This is a genomic window from Pseudomonas sp. HD6422 (genome assembly GCF_025377065.1).
GTDB lineage: Bacteria > Pseudomonadota > Gammaproteobacteria > Pseudomonadales > Pseudomonadaceae > Aquipseudomonas > Aquipseudomonas putida_U.
This window is the reverse complement of record NZ_JAHWIW010000014.1, coordinates 40,678-57,949: the sequence shown is the minus strand read 5'-3', so window position 1 is coordinate 57,949 and position 17,272 is coordinate 40,678. Positions and strand designations below refer to the sequence as shown.

The 17,272-nt window shown below is 63.3% G+C and carries 15 protein-coding genes; 5 read left to right on the top strand and 10 right to left on the bottom strand.

The features are described 5' to 3' along the window. Positions 1-99 precede the first annotated feature (99 nt). The 3 genes from dbpA (at position 100) to yccS (ending at position 5,040) form a co-directional block, all read left to right on the top strand. On the top strand, positions 100-1,437 hold the full coding sequence (dbpA, locus tag KY379_RS12395) for an ATP-dependent RNA helicase DbpA (protein WP_261238920.1): 1,338 nt from the start codon (positions 100-102) through the stop codon (positions 1,435-1,437). A gap of 153 nt (positions 1,438-1,590) precedes the next feature. Beyond that, positions 1,591-2,772, top strand: coding sequence for an NAD(P)/FAD-dependent oxidoreductase (locus KY379_RS12390; protein WP_261238780.1), 1,182 nt, complete (start codon positions 1,591-1,593; stop codon positions 2,770-2,772). Between the two features lie 84 nt (positions 2,773-2,856). Further along, entirely contained in the window at positions 2,857-5,040 is a 2,184-nt protein-coding gene (yccS, locus tag KY379_RS12385; RefSeq protein ID WP_133324758.1) for a YccS family putative transporter, read from the top strand. Positions 5,041-5,055: 15 nt separating this feature from the next. Here the strand turns inward: yccS and KY379_RS12380 are convergent, their stop codons facing one another. Beyond that, positions 5,056-5,793 (bottom strand): substrate-binding periplasmic protein, encoded by a 738-nt coding sequence (locus tag KY379_RS12380; RefSeq protein ID WP_133324760.1) that lies wholly within the window; start codon positions 5,791-5,793, stop codon positions 5,056-5,058. A 221-nt stretch (positions 5,794-6,014) separates the two neighbouring features. On the opposite strand from KY379_RS12380, the gene KY379_RS12375 reads away from it, so the two are divergent. Beyond that, positions 6,015-6,467 (top strand): GNAT family N-acetyltransferase, encoded by a 453-nt coding sequence (locus KY379_RS12375; protein ID WP_133324762.1) that lies wholly within the window; start codon positions 6,015-6,017, stop codon positions 6,465-6,467. A gap of 4 nt (positions 6,468-6,471) precedes the next feature. Here KY379_RS12375 and KY379_RS12370 read toward each other — a convergent pair whose 3' ends face one another. The 9 genes from KY379_RS12370 to tkt form a co-directional block, all read right to left on the bottom strand. Beyond that, positions 6,472-6,768 (bottom strand): helix-turn-helix domain-containing protein, encoded by a 297-nt coding sequence (locus tag KY379_RS12370; protein WP_010955532.1) that lies wholly within the window; start codon positions 6,766-6,768, stop codon positions 6,472-6,474. A 12-nt stretch (positions 6,769-6,780) separates the two neighbouring features. After that, a complete protein-coding gene (locus KY379_RS12365; RefSeq protein WP_261238777.1) occupies positions 6,781-7,281 on the bottom strand; it encodes a M48 family metallopeptidase in 501 nt (166 codons plus the stop codon). 39 nt (positions 7,282-7,320) lie between these two features. Then, positions 7,321-9,441 (bottom strand): putative bifunctional diguanylate cyclase/phosphodiesterase, encoded by a 2,121-nt coding sequence (locus KY379_RS12360; protein WP_261238776.1) that lies wholly within the window; start codon positions 9,439-9,441, stop codon positions 7,321-7,323. A 371-nt stretch (positions 9,442-9,812) separates the two neighbouring features. Continuing rightward, positions 9,813-10,877, bottom strand: coding sequence for a class II fructose-bisphosphate aldolase (gene fba, locus KY379_RS12355; protein WP_133324768.1), 1,065 nt, complete (start codon positions 10,875-10,877; stop codon positions 9,813-9,815). 100 nt (positions 10,878-10,977) lie between these two features. Next, complete coding sequence (locus KY379_RS12350; protein WP_133324770.1) at positions 10,978-11,307, bottom strand: MliC family protein; 330 nt, start codon at positions 11,305-11,307, stop codon at positions 10,978-10,980. Between the two features lie 79 nt (positions 11,308-11,386). Continuing rightward, positions 11,387-11,635 carry a hypothetical protein gene (locus KY379_RS12345; RefSeq protein ID WP_409977268.1) on the bottom strand — a complete coding sequence of 83 codons (249 nt, stop codon included), beginning with the start codon at positions 11,633-11,635 and terminating at the stop codon, positions 11,387-11,389. Continuing rightward, entirely contained in the window at positions 11,635-12,798 is a 1,164-nt protein-coding gene (locus KY379_RS12340) for a phosphoglycerate kinase (protein WP_133324774.1), read from the bottom strand. The genes KY379_RS12345 and KY379_RS12340 overlap by 1 nt, the downstream gene beginning before the upstream one ends. Positions 12,799-12,810: 12 nt before the next feature. Next, positions 12,811-13,872: an erythrose-4-phosphate dehydrogenase gene (epd, locus tag KY379_RS12335; RefSeq protein ID WP_133324776.1), complete on the bottom strand. Its 1,062-nt coding sequence runs from the start codon at positions 13,870-13,872 to the stop codon at positions 12,811-12,813. A 151-nt stretch (positions 13,873-14,023) separates the two neighbouring features. Continuing rightward, on the bottom strand, positions 14,024-16,021 hold the full coding sequence (gene tkt / locus KY379_RS12330; RefSeq protein WP_133324778.1) for a transketolase: 1,998 nt from the start codon (positions 16,019-16,021) through the stop codon (positions 14,024-14,026). A 258-nt stretch (positions 16,022-16,279) separates the two neighbouring features. Between tkt and KY379_RS12325 the strand changes: the two genes are divergently transcribed. Beyond that, a complete protein-coding gene (locus KY379_RS12325) occupies positions 16,280-17,272 on the top strand; it encodes an ArsR/SmtB family transcription factor (RefSeq protein ID WP_133324780.1) in 993 nt (330 codons plus the stop codon).

Sequence of the window (17,272 nt, the reverse complement as noted above, 5' to 3'; positions counted from 1 at the left end):
GAGGCTGGTAGACTGTGCGAGATTTTTCGCTTCGCACCGCAGGCCCGCCTCGTGACCACCGACTCCACCGCCTTCGCCTCCCTGCCGCTGTCCGCCGCCATGCTGGCCAACCTGGACGCCCTCGGCTATGCCTCGATGACACCGATTCAGGCGCAAAGCCTGCCGGTCATTCTCAAGGGCCAGGACCTGATCGCCCAGGCCAAGACCGGCAGCGGCAAGACCGCGGCATTCGGCATCGGTCTGCTCAATCCGATCAACCCACGCTACTTCGGTTGCCAGGCCCTGGTGCTGTGCCCTACTCGCGAGCTGGCCGACCAGGTCGCCAAGGAGCTGCGCCGCCTGGCCCGCGCCGAAGACAACATCAAGATCCTGACCCTGTGCGGCGGTGTCTCGCTCGGCCCCCAGATCGCCTCTCTGGAGCACGGTGCGCACATCATCGTCGGCACGCCAGGGCGTATCCAGCAACACCTGGACAAGGGCACCCTGGTGCTCGATGGACTCAACACCCTGGTGCTCGATGAAGCCGACCGCATGCTCGACATGGGCTTCTTCGATGCCATCGCCAGCATCATCGGCAAGACCCCGTCGCGCCGCCAGACCCTGCTGTTCTCCGCCACCTATCCGGCCGGTATCGAGCAACTGGCCGCCGATTTCATGCGCAAGCCGCAGCAGGTCAAGGTCGAGAGCCTGCACGCCGACAACCAGATCGAACAGCGCTTCATCGAGATCGACCCGCAGCAGCGCCTCGAGGCTGTCACCCGGGTGCTCGGCCACTACCGCCCGCAATCGTGCGTGGCGTTCTGCTTCACCAAGCAGCAGTGCGAAGATGTTGTCGCTCACCTGACGGCCAAAGGCATCGTCGCCCAGGCCCTGCATGGCGACCTGGAACAACGTGATCGCGACCAGGTGCTGACCATGTTCGCCAATCGCAGCAGCTCGGTGCTGGTGGCCACCGACGTGGCCGCCCGTGGCCTGGACATCGACGGTCTGGACATGGTCATCAACGTCGAGTTGGCCCGCGATGCCGAAATTCATGTGCACCGTGTCGGCCGTACCGGCCGTGCCGGCGAGAAAGGCATCGCCATCAGCCTGGTGGCCCCGGCCGAAGGGCACCGCGCCCAGGCCATCGAAGACCTGCAGAAGAGTCCGCTGCGCTGGGACCCGCTTGAGAGCCTGAAGAACAAGGGTGGTGAGCCGTTGCTGCCGGTCATGAGCACCCTGTGCATCGCTGCCGGGCGCAAGGACAAGCTGCGCCCAGGCGACATCCTCGGTGCGTTGACCGGCGACGCCGATATCCCCGGCAAGCAGGTCGGCAAGATCGCCATCTTCGACTTCCAGGCCTTTGTCGCCGTCGAGCGCGCGCTGGCCAAACAGGCCATGCAGCGACTCAACAGCGGCAAGATCAAGGGTCGATCGCTGAAGGTTCGTATCGTCTGATCATTCTTTGCGGCCGCTGCACGGGCCATTCGCGGGACAAGCCCGCTCCCACAGGTACTCCCCCGTCTGAAGGATCATTGAGATCCTGTGGGAGCGGGCTTGCCCCGCGAATGGGCGGCACAGCAGCCCCAGAAACATTCAAGAGGTAACACCGTGCACACCACCGACGTGATCATCATCGGCGCTGGCGCCGCGGGCCTGATGTGCGCTCAGCTAAGCGCCCGCCGTGGCCGCCGGGTACTGCTGCTCGACCACGCCAACAAGCCTGGCAAGAAAATCCTCATGTCCGGCGGCGGGCGCTGCAACTTCACCAATCTGTACACCGAACCCGGCAACTTCCTCTCGCACAACGCGCACTTCTGCAAGTCGGCCCTGGCCCGCTACACCCAGTGGGACTTCATCGAGCTGGTAGCCAAGCACGGGGTGCCGTATCACGAGAAGAAGCTCGGCCAGCTGTTCTGCGACAACAAGGCCGGCGACATCCTCGACATGCTGCTGAGCGAATGCGACGAGGCCGGTGCGCAGTTGCGCATGCACACCAGCATCGAGCACATCGAAAAAACCGAAGCCGGTTACCTGCTACAGACCAGCGTCGGCCCGTTCGCCTGCCAGTCACTGGTGATCGCCACCGGCGGTCTGTCGATTCCGACCCTCGGCGCCACCGGTTTCGGTTATCAAGTGGCGCGCCAGTTCGGCCATACACTGCTGCCGACCCGCGCAGGACTGGTGCCGTTCACCATCACCGAGCCGCAACTCAAGGCAATGTGCACAGAGCTTTCCGGCACCTCGCTGGACTGCATCGCCAGCTGCAATGGCACCAGTTTCCGGGAAAACCTGCTGTTCACCCACCGCGGCCTCAGCGGTCCGGCGATCCTGCAGATCTCGTCGTTCTGGGAAGCAGGCGACACGCTGGAGCTCAACCTGCTGCCTGACCACGACGCCCTGCAATGGCTGCAACAACAGCAGGCCGAACGAGGCAACAGCGAGCTGAAGACGGTGCTCGGCGAGGTGTTCACCCGCAAGTTGGCCAACCTGCTGGCCGAACAGTGGTTCGACTCGCGGCCGATGAAGCAGTACACCCCGGCAGAGCTGACGCAGATCGCCGATAAACTGGCCGCGTGGCAACTGGTGCCGGCCGGCACCGAAGGCTACCGCACCGCCGAAGTGACCCTCGGCGGCGTCGATACCCGCGAGGTGTCGTCCAAGACCATGGAGTCGCTGAAGAGCCCGGGCCTGTACTTCATCGGCGAAGTGCTCGACGTCACCGGCCACTTGGGCGGTTTCAATTTCCAGTGGGCCTGGGCCTCTGCCAACGCCGCCGCGCAGTTCGTGTAGAGTAGAGTCCATCGAGCAGCACGGAACGCTTCTTGCTGGTCTGTGCGCTCATGCATTCAATCGATCACTGCCCAGCAGGCCATCATGTCATCGAGCTCGTTCCGTCAGTCACTGCGTCGCCTGTGGGGCCAAGACAAGTTCAGCTACAGCATCCGGGTAACGGTTGCGCTTACCGGCAGCATGGCGCTGTGCTGGTACCAGGACGAGATGGGGCTGCTGATTCCCTTGTTCCTGGGCATCATCGCCAGCGCCCTGGCCGAAACCGACGACAGCTGGCAAGGGCGTCTCAGCGCCCTGGCCGTGACTCTGGTGTGCTTCGCCATCGCCGCCCTGGCGGTGGAGTTGTTGTTCCCCTACCCCTGGATCTTCGTCATCGCCCTGGCCCTGGCCGCATTCGGCCTGACCATGCTCGGCGCGCTCGGCGAACGCTATGGGGCGATCGCTTCGGCCACACTGATCACCTCGGTATACACCATGATCGGCGTGGACCAGCGGGGCGGCCAGGTCAGCGATTTCTGGCACGAGCCGATGCTGCTGGTGGCCGGCGCAGCCTGGTACGGCCTGCTGTCGGTAGTGTGGCAACTGTTGTTTTCCAATCAACCGGTGCAGCAGAGCCTGGCCAAGCTGTTCCAGGAGCTGGGCCTGTACCTCAAGCTCAAGGCCAATCTGTTCGAACCGATCCGCAACCTTGACCTCGAGGCTCGGCGCCTGGAGTTGGCACAGCAGAACGGCAAGGTGGTGGCGGCGCTCAACGCCGCCAAGGAAATCATTCTGCACCGCGTCGGCAACAGCCAGCCCAACTCCAAGGTCAGCCGCTACCTGAAACTGTACTTTCTGGCCCAGGACATCCATGAGCGGGTCAGCGCCTCGCACTATCCCTACAACGCCCTGGCCGAGGCGTTCTTCCACAGCGACGTGATGTTCCGCTGCCAGCGCCTGCTGCGCCAGCAGGGCTCGGCTTGCCAGGAGCTGGGGCGGTCGATCCGCCTGCGTCAGCCGTTCGTCCTCGACTCCCGCTTCGCCGATGCCCTGGAAGACCTCAACGCCTCACTCGAACACCTACGCCAACAGAACAATCCCGCCTGGCGGGGTTTGTTGCGCTCGCTGCGCGCACTGGCAGCCAACCTGGCCACCCTCGACCGCCTGCTCAGTGCCGCCAGCAACCCCGACAGCCTCGCCGACGCCAGCGACAGCAGCCTGCTGGACCGTTCGCCGCGCACCCTCAAGGACGTCTGGACGCGTCTACGCACCCAGCTCACTCCCACTTCGCTATTGTTCAGGCATGCCTTGCGCCTGCCATTGGCGCTGTCGATCGGCTATGGCATGGTGCATCTGATCCACCCGACCCAGGGCTACTGGATCATCCTCACCACGCTGTTCGTCTGCCAACCCAACTACGGCGCCACCCGGCGCAAGCTGGTGCAGCGGGTGTTCGGCACGGCCATCGGCCTGACCGTGGGCTGGGCGCTGTTCGACCTGTTCCCCAATCCGATCATCCAGTCGCTGTTCGCCGTGGTCGCAGGGGTGGTGTTCTTCGTCAACCGTACCACCCGCTATACCCTGGCTACCGCCGCGATCACGCTGATGGTGCTGTTCTGCTTCAACCAGATCGGCGATGGCTACGGCCTGTTCCTGCCGCGGCTGTTCGATACCTTGGTCGGCAGTCTGATCGCCATCCTGGCGGTGTTCCTGTTCCTGCCCGACTGGCAGGGACGGCGCCTGAACAAGGCGCTGGCCAACACCCTCGCCTGCGCCAGCGTGTACCTGCGCCAGATCATGCAGCAGTACGCCCATGGCAAACGCGACGACCTGGCCTACCGCCTGGCCCGACGCAACGCCCACAACGCCGACGCGGCGCTGTCCACCACGTTGGCCAACATGCTCATGGAGCCTGGGCACTTCCGCAAGGAAGCCGACGTCGGTTTCCGCTTCCTGGTGCTGTCGCATACCTTGCTCAGCTATCTTTCCGGCCTTGGCGCCCACCGCGATACGGCGCTACCGGCCGAGGTCCAGGAACAGTTGATCGATGGCGCGGCGCAGAGCCTGGCCAACAGCCTCGATGAGATCGCCAATGGCCTGGCGGCGCGCTTGCCGGTAGCGATCCACAGCGATGCCGAAGAAGCCTTGGCCAATCAGCTGGAGCAGATGCCCGATGAGCTGGATGAGCATCAACGCCTGGTGCAGACCCAGCTGGCATTGATCTGTCGACAATTGGCGCCGCTGCGCACCATGGCTGCGCACCTGATCAAGGAAAGTGCGCCGACTTGAAAAAGCGGACATCAATCAGAAGCCGTACTGGCGCGACAACCGCGCGTAGCTGCCATCGGCCTTCATTGCAGCGATGGCCCGCTCGAAGCGCTCGATGATCTCCTCGTGCCCCGGGTGCTTCAGGCTCACCAGGATATGCAGGGTATTCTCCGCCAGCGGCGGCTCCACCAACTCGACCGCATCGCGCACCCAGGCCGGCTCGCGCTGCAAATGGAAACGGGCAACCTGCTCATCCTCCACCGCCAGATCGACACGCCCAGCCGCCAGCATGCGCACGGCGGACGAGAATGAGCGCACCTCGACCTTGCGTAACCGGGCATCACCGTCGAATTGTGTCGTGTAGGCGTAGTCACGAACCACGGCGATGCTGTGCGGATACAGGTCGGCCGGGCGTCGATAAAGGAAGCTGTCACCCTTGCGCTTGAGCAGACGGACCCGGTTGCTCAGGTACGCCTTGGAGAAGTGCCCGATACGGGTACGCGAATCGTTGTACCAAGCATTGACCAGTACATCGTAACGGCCTTCGCCGATGCCCATCAGCGCCCGCGCCCAAGGCACTTCCTCGGTGACGCAGGTATACCCCGCGCGGGTCAGCGCCGTGCTGACGATGCGGGTGGCCAAACCACCACCTGGCATACTGGCATCGGTGAACGGCGGCCAGTTATCTGCCACCAGCCGCAGCGTGTCGCTGGCCGGAGCCGGAGGCGACAGCATTATGCTCAACAGGCCCAATACACAAAGCAGTGACTTCATGTTCAAGTCCTTTTGCAACAGGGGAGATGCTGTGGAGGGAAACGCCAGACCACGAGGTTACACAAAGCCATCCCGTTGGGCAGCGGCCATTAATGTCAATTAGCCTCTATTTTGGCCGACTCGTTGTCCGGCCCTGGATCGACATGGCTTGAAGCACCGATCGGCTCGTCGTCGCCGCCTCGATTTGCGATGATCGCTCGTCTTTCCGAGGAGTTACTTCAATGTCCACTGAATGGATCTGCAAGCATCACACCGACCTGAGCAAGGAACAGCTCTATGCCATTCTGCAATTGCGCACCGAAGTCTTCGTGGTCGAACAACACTGCGCCTACCAGGAAGTCGACGGCCAGGACCTGACCGGCGATACCCTGCACCTGATGGGTTGGCAGGATGACCAACTGGTGGCCTACCTGCGCCTGCTCGACCCGCAGTCCCAGGGTGGCGATGTGGTCATTGGCCGGGTGGTGACGTCACCGCGGGCACGAGGCGAAAAGCTCGGTCATCCGCTGTTGCTCAAGGGCCTGGAAGCCGCCGGGCACTGCTGGCCCGGCACGCCGGTCTATCTCTCGGCCCAGGCCCACCTGAAGGGCTTCTATGCCCAACATGGATTCGAAGTGGCTGGCGAGGAATACCTCGAGGACGGCATCCCCCACATCGGCATGCGCAAAGGCTAAGCGTTCACGGGTAGCCCAGCACCTCGCGGATCTGCCGCAGGTGCCGGATGATCCATTGCTTGTCGATCGCCCCCCAATCATGGATGCGGTAGTGCCCGGCGTGATTGCGCGCGCCCTCCTGCTGCTCGAACTCGCAGACGATGTCCAGGTCGGCCAGCGCGACGATGGTGTCTTGCGCCGTGCGCCGCGGCATGCCGGTGGCCTCCATCAGCGCCGGCACACTGGTCGCAGTCTGACTATCGATGAGCCAGGCCACGTAAAGGCGCCGATAGAAACTGCTCTTGGTCTTGCTCACTTCCATGCTGCGTGGTCCTCAAGCGTGGCCCGGCAGTTCCCGATAGGTCAGGTAGATGCGCAGGTCGAATTCCAGTTGGTGGTAGTCCGGCTCCATGTGCTGGCAAAGCTGGTAGAACGCCTTGTTGTGATCGCGCTCGCGCAGGTGGGCCAGTTCATGCACGACGATCATGCGCAGAAACTGTGGCGCGGCCTCCTTGAACAGCGAGGCGATACGGATTTCCTTCTTGGCTCTGAGCTTGCCGCCCTGCACACGCGACACCGCGGTATTCAACCCCAGGGCCCGGTGGGTGAGGTCCAGACGATTGTCGAACAGCACCTTGTCGAGGTTCGGCGCGCTGCGCAGGTACTGCTGGCGCAGGCCCTGGGCATACTCGTACAACGCCCGGTCGCTCTGCACGTCGTGACGCTCGAAATAGCGCCGCTGCAGGTACTCGCCCAGTCGATCGTTGTCGATCATCTGGCGGACCTGCTCCTGAAGGTGCGGCGGGTAGGCTTGCAAATAGCGTAAGACGGTCATGGCCCGACGTTCTTGGATAACAGACGCGAGTTTATCCAACTAGCAGGCTGGCCAGGGGAAAATCGGCGCAAAGTTGCCGGCATCCACGGCGGTCAACGGGTGGGCAACGAGGAAGCCCTGCACGTAGGCACAGCCATTGGCCTTGAGCCAGGCAGCCTGGGCCGGTGTCTCCACGCCTTCGGCGATCACCGTGATGCGGTACTCGTCACACAGGCCGATGACGCTGCGCGCCAGTGCAGTGTCCAACTCCGAATCCGGCAGCCGGGCCACCAGATGGCGGTCGAGCTTGAGGGTGTCGATGGGCAGGTCGCGGATCATACGCAGCGAACAGTCGCCAGCGCCGAAATCGTCCAGCGCGACCCGCACCCCCAGGTCGCGCAGGCGATGCACCTGCTTCACCGCAGCATCGATGTTGTACATCAACGAGGTCTCGGCAATCTCGACTTCCAGCTGCGACGGCACCAAGTCACATGTCTCGATGACCTGACGCAGCTCCTCCACCAGGTTGGGCATGGTGAACTGTGCTCTGCTCAAACTGATGCCCAGCACCAGATCCGCTGGAAAGCGCTCGCACCAGGCCTGTCGCTGCGCAGCCCCCTGGCGGTAGATCCAGCTGGCCAGGCGGCTGATCAGCCGCGCTTCCTCCAGCAAGGGGATGAACAGCCCCGGCGGCACATCGCCGACACTCGGATGCTGCCAACGCAACAAGGCTTCGAAGCCGCGCAGGCGACCATCGGCAAAGCCCACCTGGGGCTGATAGACCAGGCTGAAGTCGTGCTGCTCGATGGCGCTGCGCACGCTGGTCTCGAGCATCAGCCGCGAACGCGCGCGGCCGTTGAGTTCCTGGTCATAGAAGCGATACTGCTGGCGCCCGGCCTGCTTGGCCGCGTACATGGCGGCGTCGGCCGCACGCAACAAGCCCTCGACCGTGGCACCGCAGTCCGGATAAGTGGCGATGCCGATACTGACACCAAGGCTGAGCTCCAGCCCATTGACCTGCTGGCACACCGACATGCGCTCGAGCAGTTTTTCGGCGTATCGACCGGCCAGCTCGGGGTACGGCAGGCCATCGAACAGTGCGGTGAATTCGTCACCGCCCATTCGCGCCAGCAGAGCCTCGCTGCCCAGGCAGTCCTTGAACTGCTCGGCAACCCAGCGCAACACGTGATCGCCGGTCTCATGGCCAAGCGAATCGTTGATCCGCTTGAAACCGTCCAGGTCCATGTACATCAACGCCTGCGCTTTTTCCGAACGCTCGTTGCGCAGCAACACGCCCTCGGCCGCTTGGTAGAAGCCTCTTCGGTTGAGCAGACCGGTCAGCGGATCGGTCACCGCCTGATACTCCAGTTGCTGGTGCAGGTTGCGTACCGCCGACATGTCGAGCACGGTCACCACCATCGCTCGCTGCTCGGCCGGCAACGGTGCGCACGACAACGCTACTGGCGCCAGTTGCCCGCTCCGGGTGCGCAACTGGGCATCATGCACCCGGAAGATCTGCTGAGCCTGGAAGGCCCTGAAGAAGTCCGATTCGCTCCAGGCAGTCCCTTCCGGTACCGGCAACAGGCTCAGCAGGTGGCTGCCCCGGAGCTGCTCCACGGACGTGTCCAGCAGCCTGCAGATCGCGGGATTGGCAAAGCCGATGGTGCCTTGCACATCGACGACCAGGATGCCCTCGGCAGCGTTGTCCAGAATCGAGGCATTGAAGGCGTGCGCTGCCTCCAGCTCGCGGGTGAGCCGCTGCAGCATGCGTCTGTTGCGCTGCTGATCCAGCAGGGCCTGCACCTTCGGTTTGAGGATTTGCGGGTCGAAGGGTTTGAATACGTAATCCACCGCGCCATTGGCGTAACCCTTGCGCACGGCGGCCTCGGACTGCTCGTTGGCGGTGAGGAAGATGATTGGGGTGAGCTGGGTGCGCTGGCTGCCGCGCATCAACCGGGCGACTTCGAAGCCGTCCATTTCCGGCATCTGTACATCCAGCAATACCAGATCGACCTCATATTCGAGCAATGCGCTCAGGGCTTCCATACCTGAGCTGGCGGTTACCACCTGCCAATCCTGACGGGCGAGCAAAGCCTGCATGCTGATGAGGTTCTCGGGGTAATCGTCTACCACCAGAAGGACCGAACGGTTTTCCGGGGGGTGAGGGTTAGCGCCATCCATGCTGCGTCTCTTGTTAGATCGACTTCGACTTGCAATTGGATCCGATTGTTTACTTTAGCGGTGGCCAGGAAACTCGCAACGCGACCAAATGGCAATCCGCCATCAACTATGAAATTAGCCGACTAACGGTCAGCTTGCCAACTTCATGTTGGTGCAATCCATTTGCGCGGAAGAAACCTATTTAATGCCTGCCGTAAGGTATTTGGCGCCTGTGAGATCGAGCGCCGCCTCAACCCCCAAGACAAGCACCTGGTGGCTCTCACCAATCTGCCGCTAAGCCAATCGCCGCCACTCTTTCCCAACATTCCGTGAAGAGCCCAAAAAAAACCCGCATCGCTGCGGGTTTTCGGGGTCTGAGCGGCGAGAGCCGATCAGTTGACCTTGGCGGCCAGTTCACCTTTGGCGTAACGCTGGAACATGCCTTCCAGGGAGATCGGCTTGATCTTCGAGGCATTGCCGGCGGTGCCGAAGGCTTCGTAACGGGCGATGCACACGTCACGCATGGCCTTCACGGTTTCGGCGAAGAACTTACGTGGGTCGAACTCGCTCGGATGCTGGGCCATGTAACGGCGAATGGCACCGGTCGAGGCCAGGCGCAGGTCGGTATCGATGTTGACCTTGCGTACGCCGTACTTGATGCCTTCGACGATTTCTTCGACCGGTACGCCGTAGGTTTCCTTGATCTGGCCACCGTACTCGTTGATGATCGCCAGCCAGTCCTGCGGTACCGAGGACGAACCATGCATCACCAGGTGCGTGTTGGGGATGCGCTTGTGGATTTCCTTGATGCGGTCGATCGCCAGGATGTCACCGGTGGGTGGCTTGGTGAACTTGTAGGCACCGTGGCTGGTGCCGATGGCGATGGCCAGGGCGTCGACCTGAGTCTTCTTGACGAAGTCGGCGGCCTCTTCCGGATCGGTCAGCATCTGGCTGTGGTCCAGGGTGCCTTCGGCGCCGATACCGTCCTCTTCGCCAGCCTGGCCGGTTTCCAGGCTACCCAGGCAGCCCAGCTCGCCCTCTACCGACACGCCACAGGCGTGGGCGAACGCCACGGTCTGCTGAGTCACACGGACGTTGTAGTCGTAGTCGGACGGGGTCTTGCCGTCTTCCTTCAGCGAACCGTCCATCATCACCGAGCTGAAGCCCAGCTGGATGGAGCGCTGGCACACGTCAGGGCTGGTGCCGTGGTCCTGGTGCATGCACACCGGGATGTGCGGGAATTCCTCGATGGCCGCCAGGATCAGGTGGCGCAGGAACGGCGCACCGGCGTATTTGCGCGCACCGGCCGACGCCTGGACGATGACCGGGGAGTCGGTCTTGTCGGCGGCTTCCATGATGGCGCGCATTTGCTCGAGGTTGTTGACGTTGAAAGCTGGAACGCCGTAACCGAACTCGGCGGCGTGGTCCAGCATCTGGCGCATGCTAATGAGTGCCATTGTGTATCTCTCTCCCGACAAGCGTCGTTTGTTTCGTGCAAGCCTGCCGCAGGGGCGGTTGCTGTTCAAGTAGTGTGGGCCATCGATACGGCCCGGCCAGTCACGGTGCCTTGCAGCCCCGCCCAATCAGATCGTTGGTCGCCACCCAGTAGACCAGGCCTTCCTCACCCTTGGTGTGGAACGCCAGCACGCCATCGCTGTACAGCGCGCCCGAAGCGCCCGGCTCGGACTTGAGCCGATAGACCTGGTCGCCGCCGCCGAGGCGCACGTCGACCGCGTCGCGTTGCGCGTCGGCGAAGCGCCAAAGCACTTCAGCCTGGGTGTCGCAGACCCAGCGGGTCCAATCGTCAGCCGGTGCTTCTGGCGCCGGCTGCAGCAGCGAGCATCCTGCCAATGTCGCCAGGGCCATCGAGGCCAGTAGCGCTTTCATCACATTACTCCGCTGGGGGCTGCGGTGCGGCCCCTGTGTTCAAGACCACCAAATGCCGATTAGGTTGCCCGGTTACCGATCAAGGGCAACCCGGGGCCTGGCGCTGGTGTTCTTCATCGTACTTTTCCAGGCCCTCCGGGCCCACGCGCTTGTTGATCACCGGCACGGTCTCGGCCTGCCACTGCGACTGGTAGCAACCGCCCTTGGGCGGATGTGCCGAGTCTTCCGCGGGCGGTCTGCCGGAGCAAGCGCCCAGCAGACCGGCGGTGATCATCAAAGGCAACAGCTTGACCATCAGGTCGCTCCCTTTGCCAGGCGCTGCCATTATCAGGCCTTGGCCCGTTCTTCCAGGATTGCCACGGCAGGCAGAACCTTGCCCTCGACGAACTCGAGGAACGCACCGCCACCGGTAGAAATGTAGGAGATATCCGCGCCCACGCCATACTTGTCGATAGCGGCCAGGGTATCGCCACCCCCGGCGATGGAGAACGCAGCGCTTTCGGCAATGGCCTTGGCCAGCACCCGGGTGCCGTTGCCGAACTGGTCGAACTCGAACACGCCGACCGGGCCGTTCCACAGAATGGTCTTGGACGACTTCAGCAGCTCGGCGAAGTTGGCGGCGGTCTGTGGGCCGATGTCGAGGATCATGTCGTCGGCGGCAACGTCGGCGATGGCCTTGACGGTAGCCTCGGCGCTCTCGGCGAATTCCTTGGCGACTACCACATCGACCGGCAGCGGCACGCTGACCTTGGCGGCGATGGCCTTGGCCGTGTCGACCAGGTCGGCTTCGTACAGCGACTTGCCGACCGGGTGACCGGCGGCGGCGAGGAAGGTGTTGGCGATGCCGCCACCGACGATCAGCTGGTCACAGACCGAGCTCAGGCTGTTCAGCACGTCCAATTTGGTCGACACCTTGGAACCGGCGACGATGGCCGCCATCGGCTTGGCCGGCGCCTTCAGTGCCTTGCCCAGTGCGTCCAGCTCGGCCGCCAGCAGCGGACCGGCAGCAGCGACCTTGGCGAACTTGGCCACGCCGTGGGTCGAACCTTCGGCGCGGTGCGCGGTGCCGAAGGCGTCCATGACGAATACGTCGCACAAGGCGGCGTACTTCTGTGCCAGCTCGTCGGCGTTCTTCTTCTCGCCCTTGTTGAAGCGCACGTTCTCGAACAGCACCAGGTCACCGGCCTTGACCTCGACGCCTTCGAGGTAATCGGCAACCAGCGGTACTTCACGGCCCAAGGCCTTGGTCAGGTACTCGGCCACTGGCTTGAGGCTGTTCTCGGCCGAGAACTCGCCTTCGGTCGGGCGACCCAGGTGCGAGCAGACCATGACCGCCGCGCCCTTCTCCAGGGCCAGCTTGATGGTCGGCAGCGCGGCCTGGATACGCGCGTCGCTGGCGACCACGCCGTCCTTCACAGGTACGTTGAGGTCTTCGCGGATCAGTACGCGCTTACCTTGCAGGTCGAGGTCGGTCATCTTCAACACGGTCATGAATGCAGTCCTTCAGGGCTGTTTGGTGCGGGTTGGGTTGACGACGTGCAGGTAGTGCTGTGCAACGTCGAGCATACGGTTGGCGAACCCCCATTCGTTGTCGAACCAAGCCAGCAGGTTCACCAGGCGTGGGCCGGAGACGCGGGTCTGGCTGGCATCGACGATCGCCGAATGCGGGTCGTGGTTGAAATCACAGCTGGCATGCGGCAGCTCGGTGTAGGCCAGCAGACCTTGCAGCGGGCCATGCAGCGCAGCCTCGCGCAGTACCTGGTTCACTTCGGCGGCGCTGGTGTCACGCGCAGTCTGCAGGGTGATATCCAGGCACGAGACGTTGACGGTCGGTACGCGTACCGCTTTGGCCTGGATTCGCCCGGCAAGTTCCGGAAGCAGGCGCTCGATGCCGCGCGCAAGCCCCGTCGAGACCGGAATCACCGACTGGAAGGCAGAGCGCGTGCGGCGCAGGTCTTCGTGGTGATAGGCGTCGATCACCGGCTGGTCGTTCATCGCCGAGTGGATGGTGGTGATCTGCACGTACTCGATGCCGAACGCCTGATCCAGCACCCGCAGCAACGGCACGCCGCAGTTGGTGGTACAGGAGGCGTTGGAGACCAGACGCTCGCTACCGTTCAGGCAATCCTGGTTGATTCCGTAGACCACCGTGGCATCGACATCGGCCTCGCTGGCCATGGGCTGGGAGAACAGGACGCGCGGTGCGCCGGCCTCCAGGAAACGCTGACCATCGGCGCGAGTGTGGTAGGCGCCGGAGCACTCCAGCACCAGGTCGATGTCCAGGCCCGCCCAGTCGACGCCCTCTGGCGTGGCGCTGCGCAACACTTTCACGCAGTCGCCATTGATATGCAGACAATCGCCATCGACCTTCACCTCACCGGGGAAACGCCCATGGGTGGAGTCGAAGCGAGTCAGGTATTCGATGCTGGCCTGATCGGCCAGGTCATTCAGTGCGACGATCTCGAATCCGGCCTTCGCCCCTCGCTCGAACAGTGCGCGCAGGACACAACGACCGATGCGGCCGTAACCGTTGAGTGCAACTTTATAGGGACGCGGGTGGGGCATTCGTTGGCTCGCGGAACAGATCGTTGTGGGTTGTCTGCAGCATTTGTGGTGTCGCATTCGCGGGCAAGCCCGCTCCCACAGAGGTTGCAAGAAACCCTGTGGGAGCGGGCTTGCCCGCGAACAGGAGCGACACCGCTCGCAGATCTTTACATCAGTCTTCCAGCAGCTCTTCGGCGGTGCCCAGGATGTTCTCCAGGGTGAAGCCGAATTCCTCGAACAGCGCGGCAGCCGGGGCCGACTCGCCATAAGTGGTCATACCGATGATACGACCTTCGAGGCCGACGTACTTGTACCAGAAGTCGGCATGCGCTGCTTCGATGGCGATGCGCGCACCGACTTCCACCGGCAGTACCGACTGCTTGTAGGCCGCATCCTGGGCGTCGAATACGCTGGTGCACGGCATCGACACCACACGTACCTTGCGACCCTGCTCGGTCAGCTTGGCCTGGGCCTGGACGGCCAGCCCCACTTCCGAACCGGTGGCGATCAGGATCAGCTCAGGCTCGCCCGCGCAATCCTTGAGCACGTATCCACCGCGGCTGATATCGGCGATCTGCTGGGCATCGCGTGGTTGATGTTGCAGGTTCTGGCGCGAGAAGATCAGCGCCGATGGGCCGTCCTTGCGCTCCAGGGCGTGTTTCCAGGACACGGCCGACTCGACCGCGTCGGCTGGACGCCAGGTGTCCAGATTCGGGGTGCTGCGCAGGCTGGTCAGCTGCTCGATCGGCTGGTGGGTCGGGCCATCTTCGCCCAGACCGATGGAGTCGTGGGTGTAGACGTGGATGACGCGCTGCTTCATCAGTGCCGACATACGCACGGCATTGCGGGCGTATTCCATGAACATCAGGAAGGTCGCGCCGTAAGGCACCAGACCGCCGTGCAGGGCAACGCCGTTCATGATCGCGGTCATGCCGAATTCACGCACGCCATAGAACACGTAGTTGCCGCTGGCGTCATTGGCTTCGACGCCCTTGCAACCTTTCCACAGGGTCAGGTTGGAGCCGGCCAGGTCGGCGGAGCCGCCGAGGAACTCGGGCAGCAGCGGGCCGAATGCATTCAGGGTGTTCTGGCTGGCCTTGCGGCTGGCGATGGTCTCGCCCTTGGCAGCGACTTCATTGATATAGGCCTGGGCCTTTTCGCTGAAGTCGGCCGGCAGCTCGCCGCTGTCACGGCGCTTGAACTCCGCCGCCAGTTCCGGGTAGGCCTTGGCATAGGCTTCGAAGCGCTGGTTCCACTCGGCTTCGGCCTTGGCACCGGCGGCCTTGGCGTCCCACTCGGCGTAGATTTCTGCCGGAACTTCGAACGGGCCGTAGTTCCAGTTCAGTTCCTTGCGGGCCAGAGCGATTTCGTCGTTGCCCAGTGGCGCGCCGTGGCAGTCTTCCTTGCCCTGCTTGTTCGGCGAGCCGAAACCGATGATGGTCTTGCAGCAGATCAGGGTCGGACGGTCGCTCTTGCGCGCCGTCTCGATGGCCATCTTGATCTCGTCGGCATCGTGACCGTTGACGTTGCGGATCACCTGCCAGTTGTACGCTTCGAAGCGCGCCGGCGTGTTGTCGGTGAACCAGCCATGCACTTCACCGTCGATGGAGATGCCGTTGTCGTCGTAGAAGGCGATCAGCTTGTTCAGCCCCAGGGTGCCAGCCAACGACGCGACTTCGTGGGAGATGCCTTCCATCATGCAGCCGTCGCCAAGGAACACGTAGGTGTGGTGGTCGACGATGGTGTGGCCTTCACGGTTGAACTGAGCCGCCAGGACCTTTTCCGCCAGGGCGAAGCCCACGGCGTTGGCGATGCCCTGGCCAAGCGGGCCGGTGGTGGTCTCGACACCTGGGGTATAGCCGTATTCCGGGTGACCCGGGGTGCGGCTGTGCAACTGGCGGAAGCTCTTCAGATCGTCGATCGACAGGTCGTAGCCGGTCAGGTGCAGCAGCGAATAGATCAGCATCGAGCCGTGGCCGTTGGACAGCACGAAACGGTCACGGTCGGCGAAATCCGGGTTGCTCGGGTTGTGCTTCAGATAGTCGCGCCAAAGCACTTCGGCGATATCCGCCATGCCCATGGGGGCACCTGGATGGCCGCTGTTGGCCTTTTGCACGGCATCCATGCTGAGGGCACGAATGGCGTTGGCACGCTCACGACGGCTGGGCATCGCTAATCTCCTGGGGCTTGAATGAGGTAGTGAAACGAAAAAAGGTCGCCATTTTCGCCCACAGCGGGCCTGGGGGCAATGACGGATGGTCGCGGTTGGGCGATTTTCCTGTGATTTCAGCGGAATCTGTAAGAAAAGTCTCTGGCGATACATATTGACAGCCAATGAAGCCTTCTTCGATGCCACCCATCGCGCAATATCAAAACTTTTTGATATTGGCCTTGCAGCGCCCACGCGGCCTGACTAGACTGCCGCCTCATGAACCTTCGTGCGCACCCTGCCCCCCAGCAAAGCGACGCACTGGCCGCCCTGTGCAAGGCCAGTGGCGACGAGTTGCGCCTGAACGTCCTGCGCGCGCTGGCCAGCGATTCGTTCGGCGTGCTGGAGCTGGCGCAGATCTTCGGCGTCGGCCAGTCTGGCATGAGCCACCACCTGAAAGTGCTGGCCCAGGCCGAGTTGGTGGCCACCCGCCGCGAGGGCAATGCCATCTTCTACCGCCGTGCGCTGCCCGATAGCCTGCGCCTGGGCGGCCGCCTGCATGCGGCGCTGCTCGAAGAGGTCGACGAGCTGGTCCTGCCCGAAGACGTCCAGGCCCGGATCGCCCAGGTGCAGCAGCGCCGCGCGGCCACCAGCCAGGACTTCTTCCTGCGCGTCGAGGAGAAATTCCGCGCCCAGCAGGACCTGATCGCCGGGCTGCCGCAGTACCGCGAGAGCCTCTTGGCGCTGCTCGACAACCTGAGCTTCGCACCGACCGCCAGCGCCTTGGAGGTCGGCCCGGGTGACGGCGGTTTCCTGCCGGACCTGGCCCGCCGCTTCGCCCAGGTGACCGCGCTGGACAACAGTCCGACCATGCTCGAGCTGGCACGCCAGGTGTGCGAACGCGAGAACCTGGCAAACGTAAACCTGCAGTTGGCCGATGCACTGGGTGCAACGGATGTGCAAGCCGACTGCGTTGTGCTGAACATGGTGCTGCACCATTTCAGCGACCCGGCCCTGGCCCTGCGCCTGCTGGCCAAACGGGTGGCGGCGGGCGGCAGCCTGCTGATCACCGAGCTGTGCAGCCATGACCAGAGCTGGGCGCGGGATGCCTGCGGCGATCTCTGGCTGGGCTTCGAGCAGGACGAACTGGCCCGCTGGGCCAACGCAGCGGGGCTAGCCCCCGGGGACAGCCTCTATGTGGGCTTGCGTAACGGTTTCCAGATCCAGGTCCGCCATTTTCAGCGGACGGCTGGCGACACTCACCACCGGTAA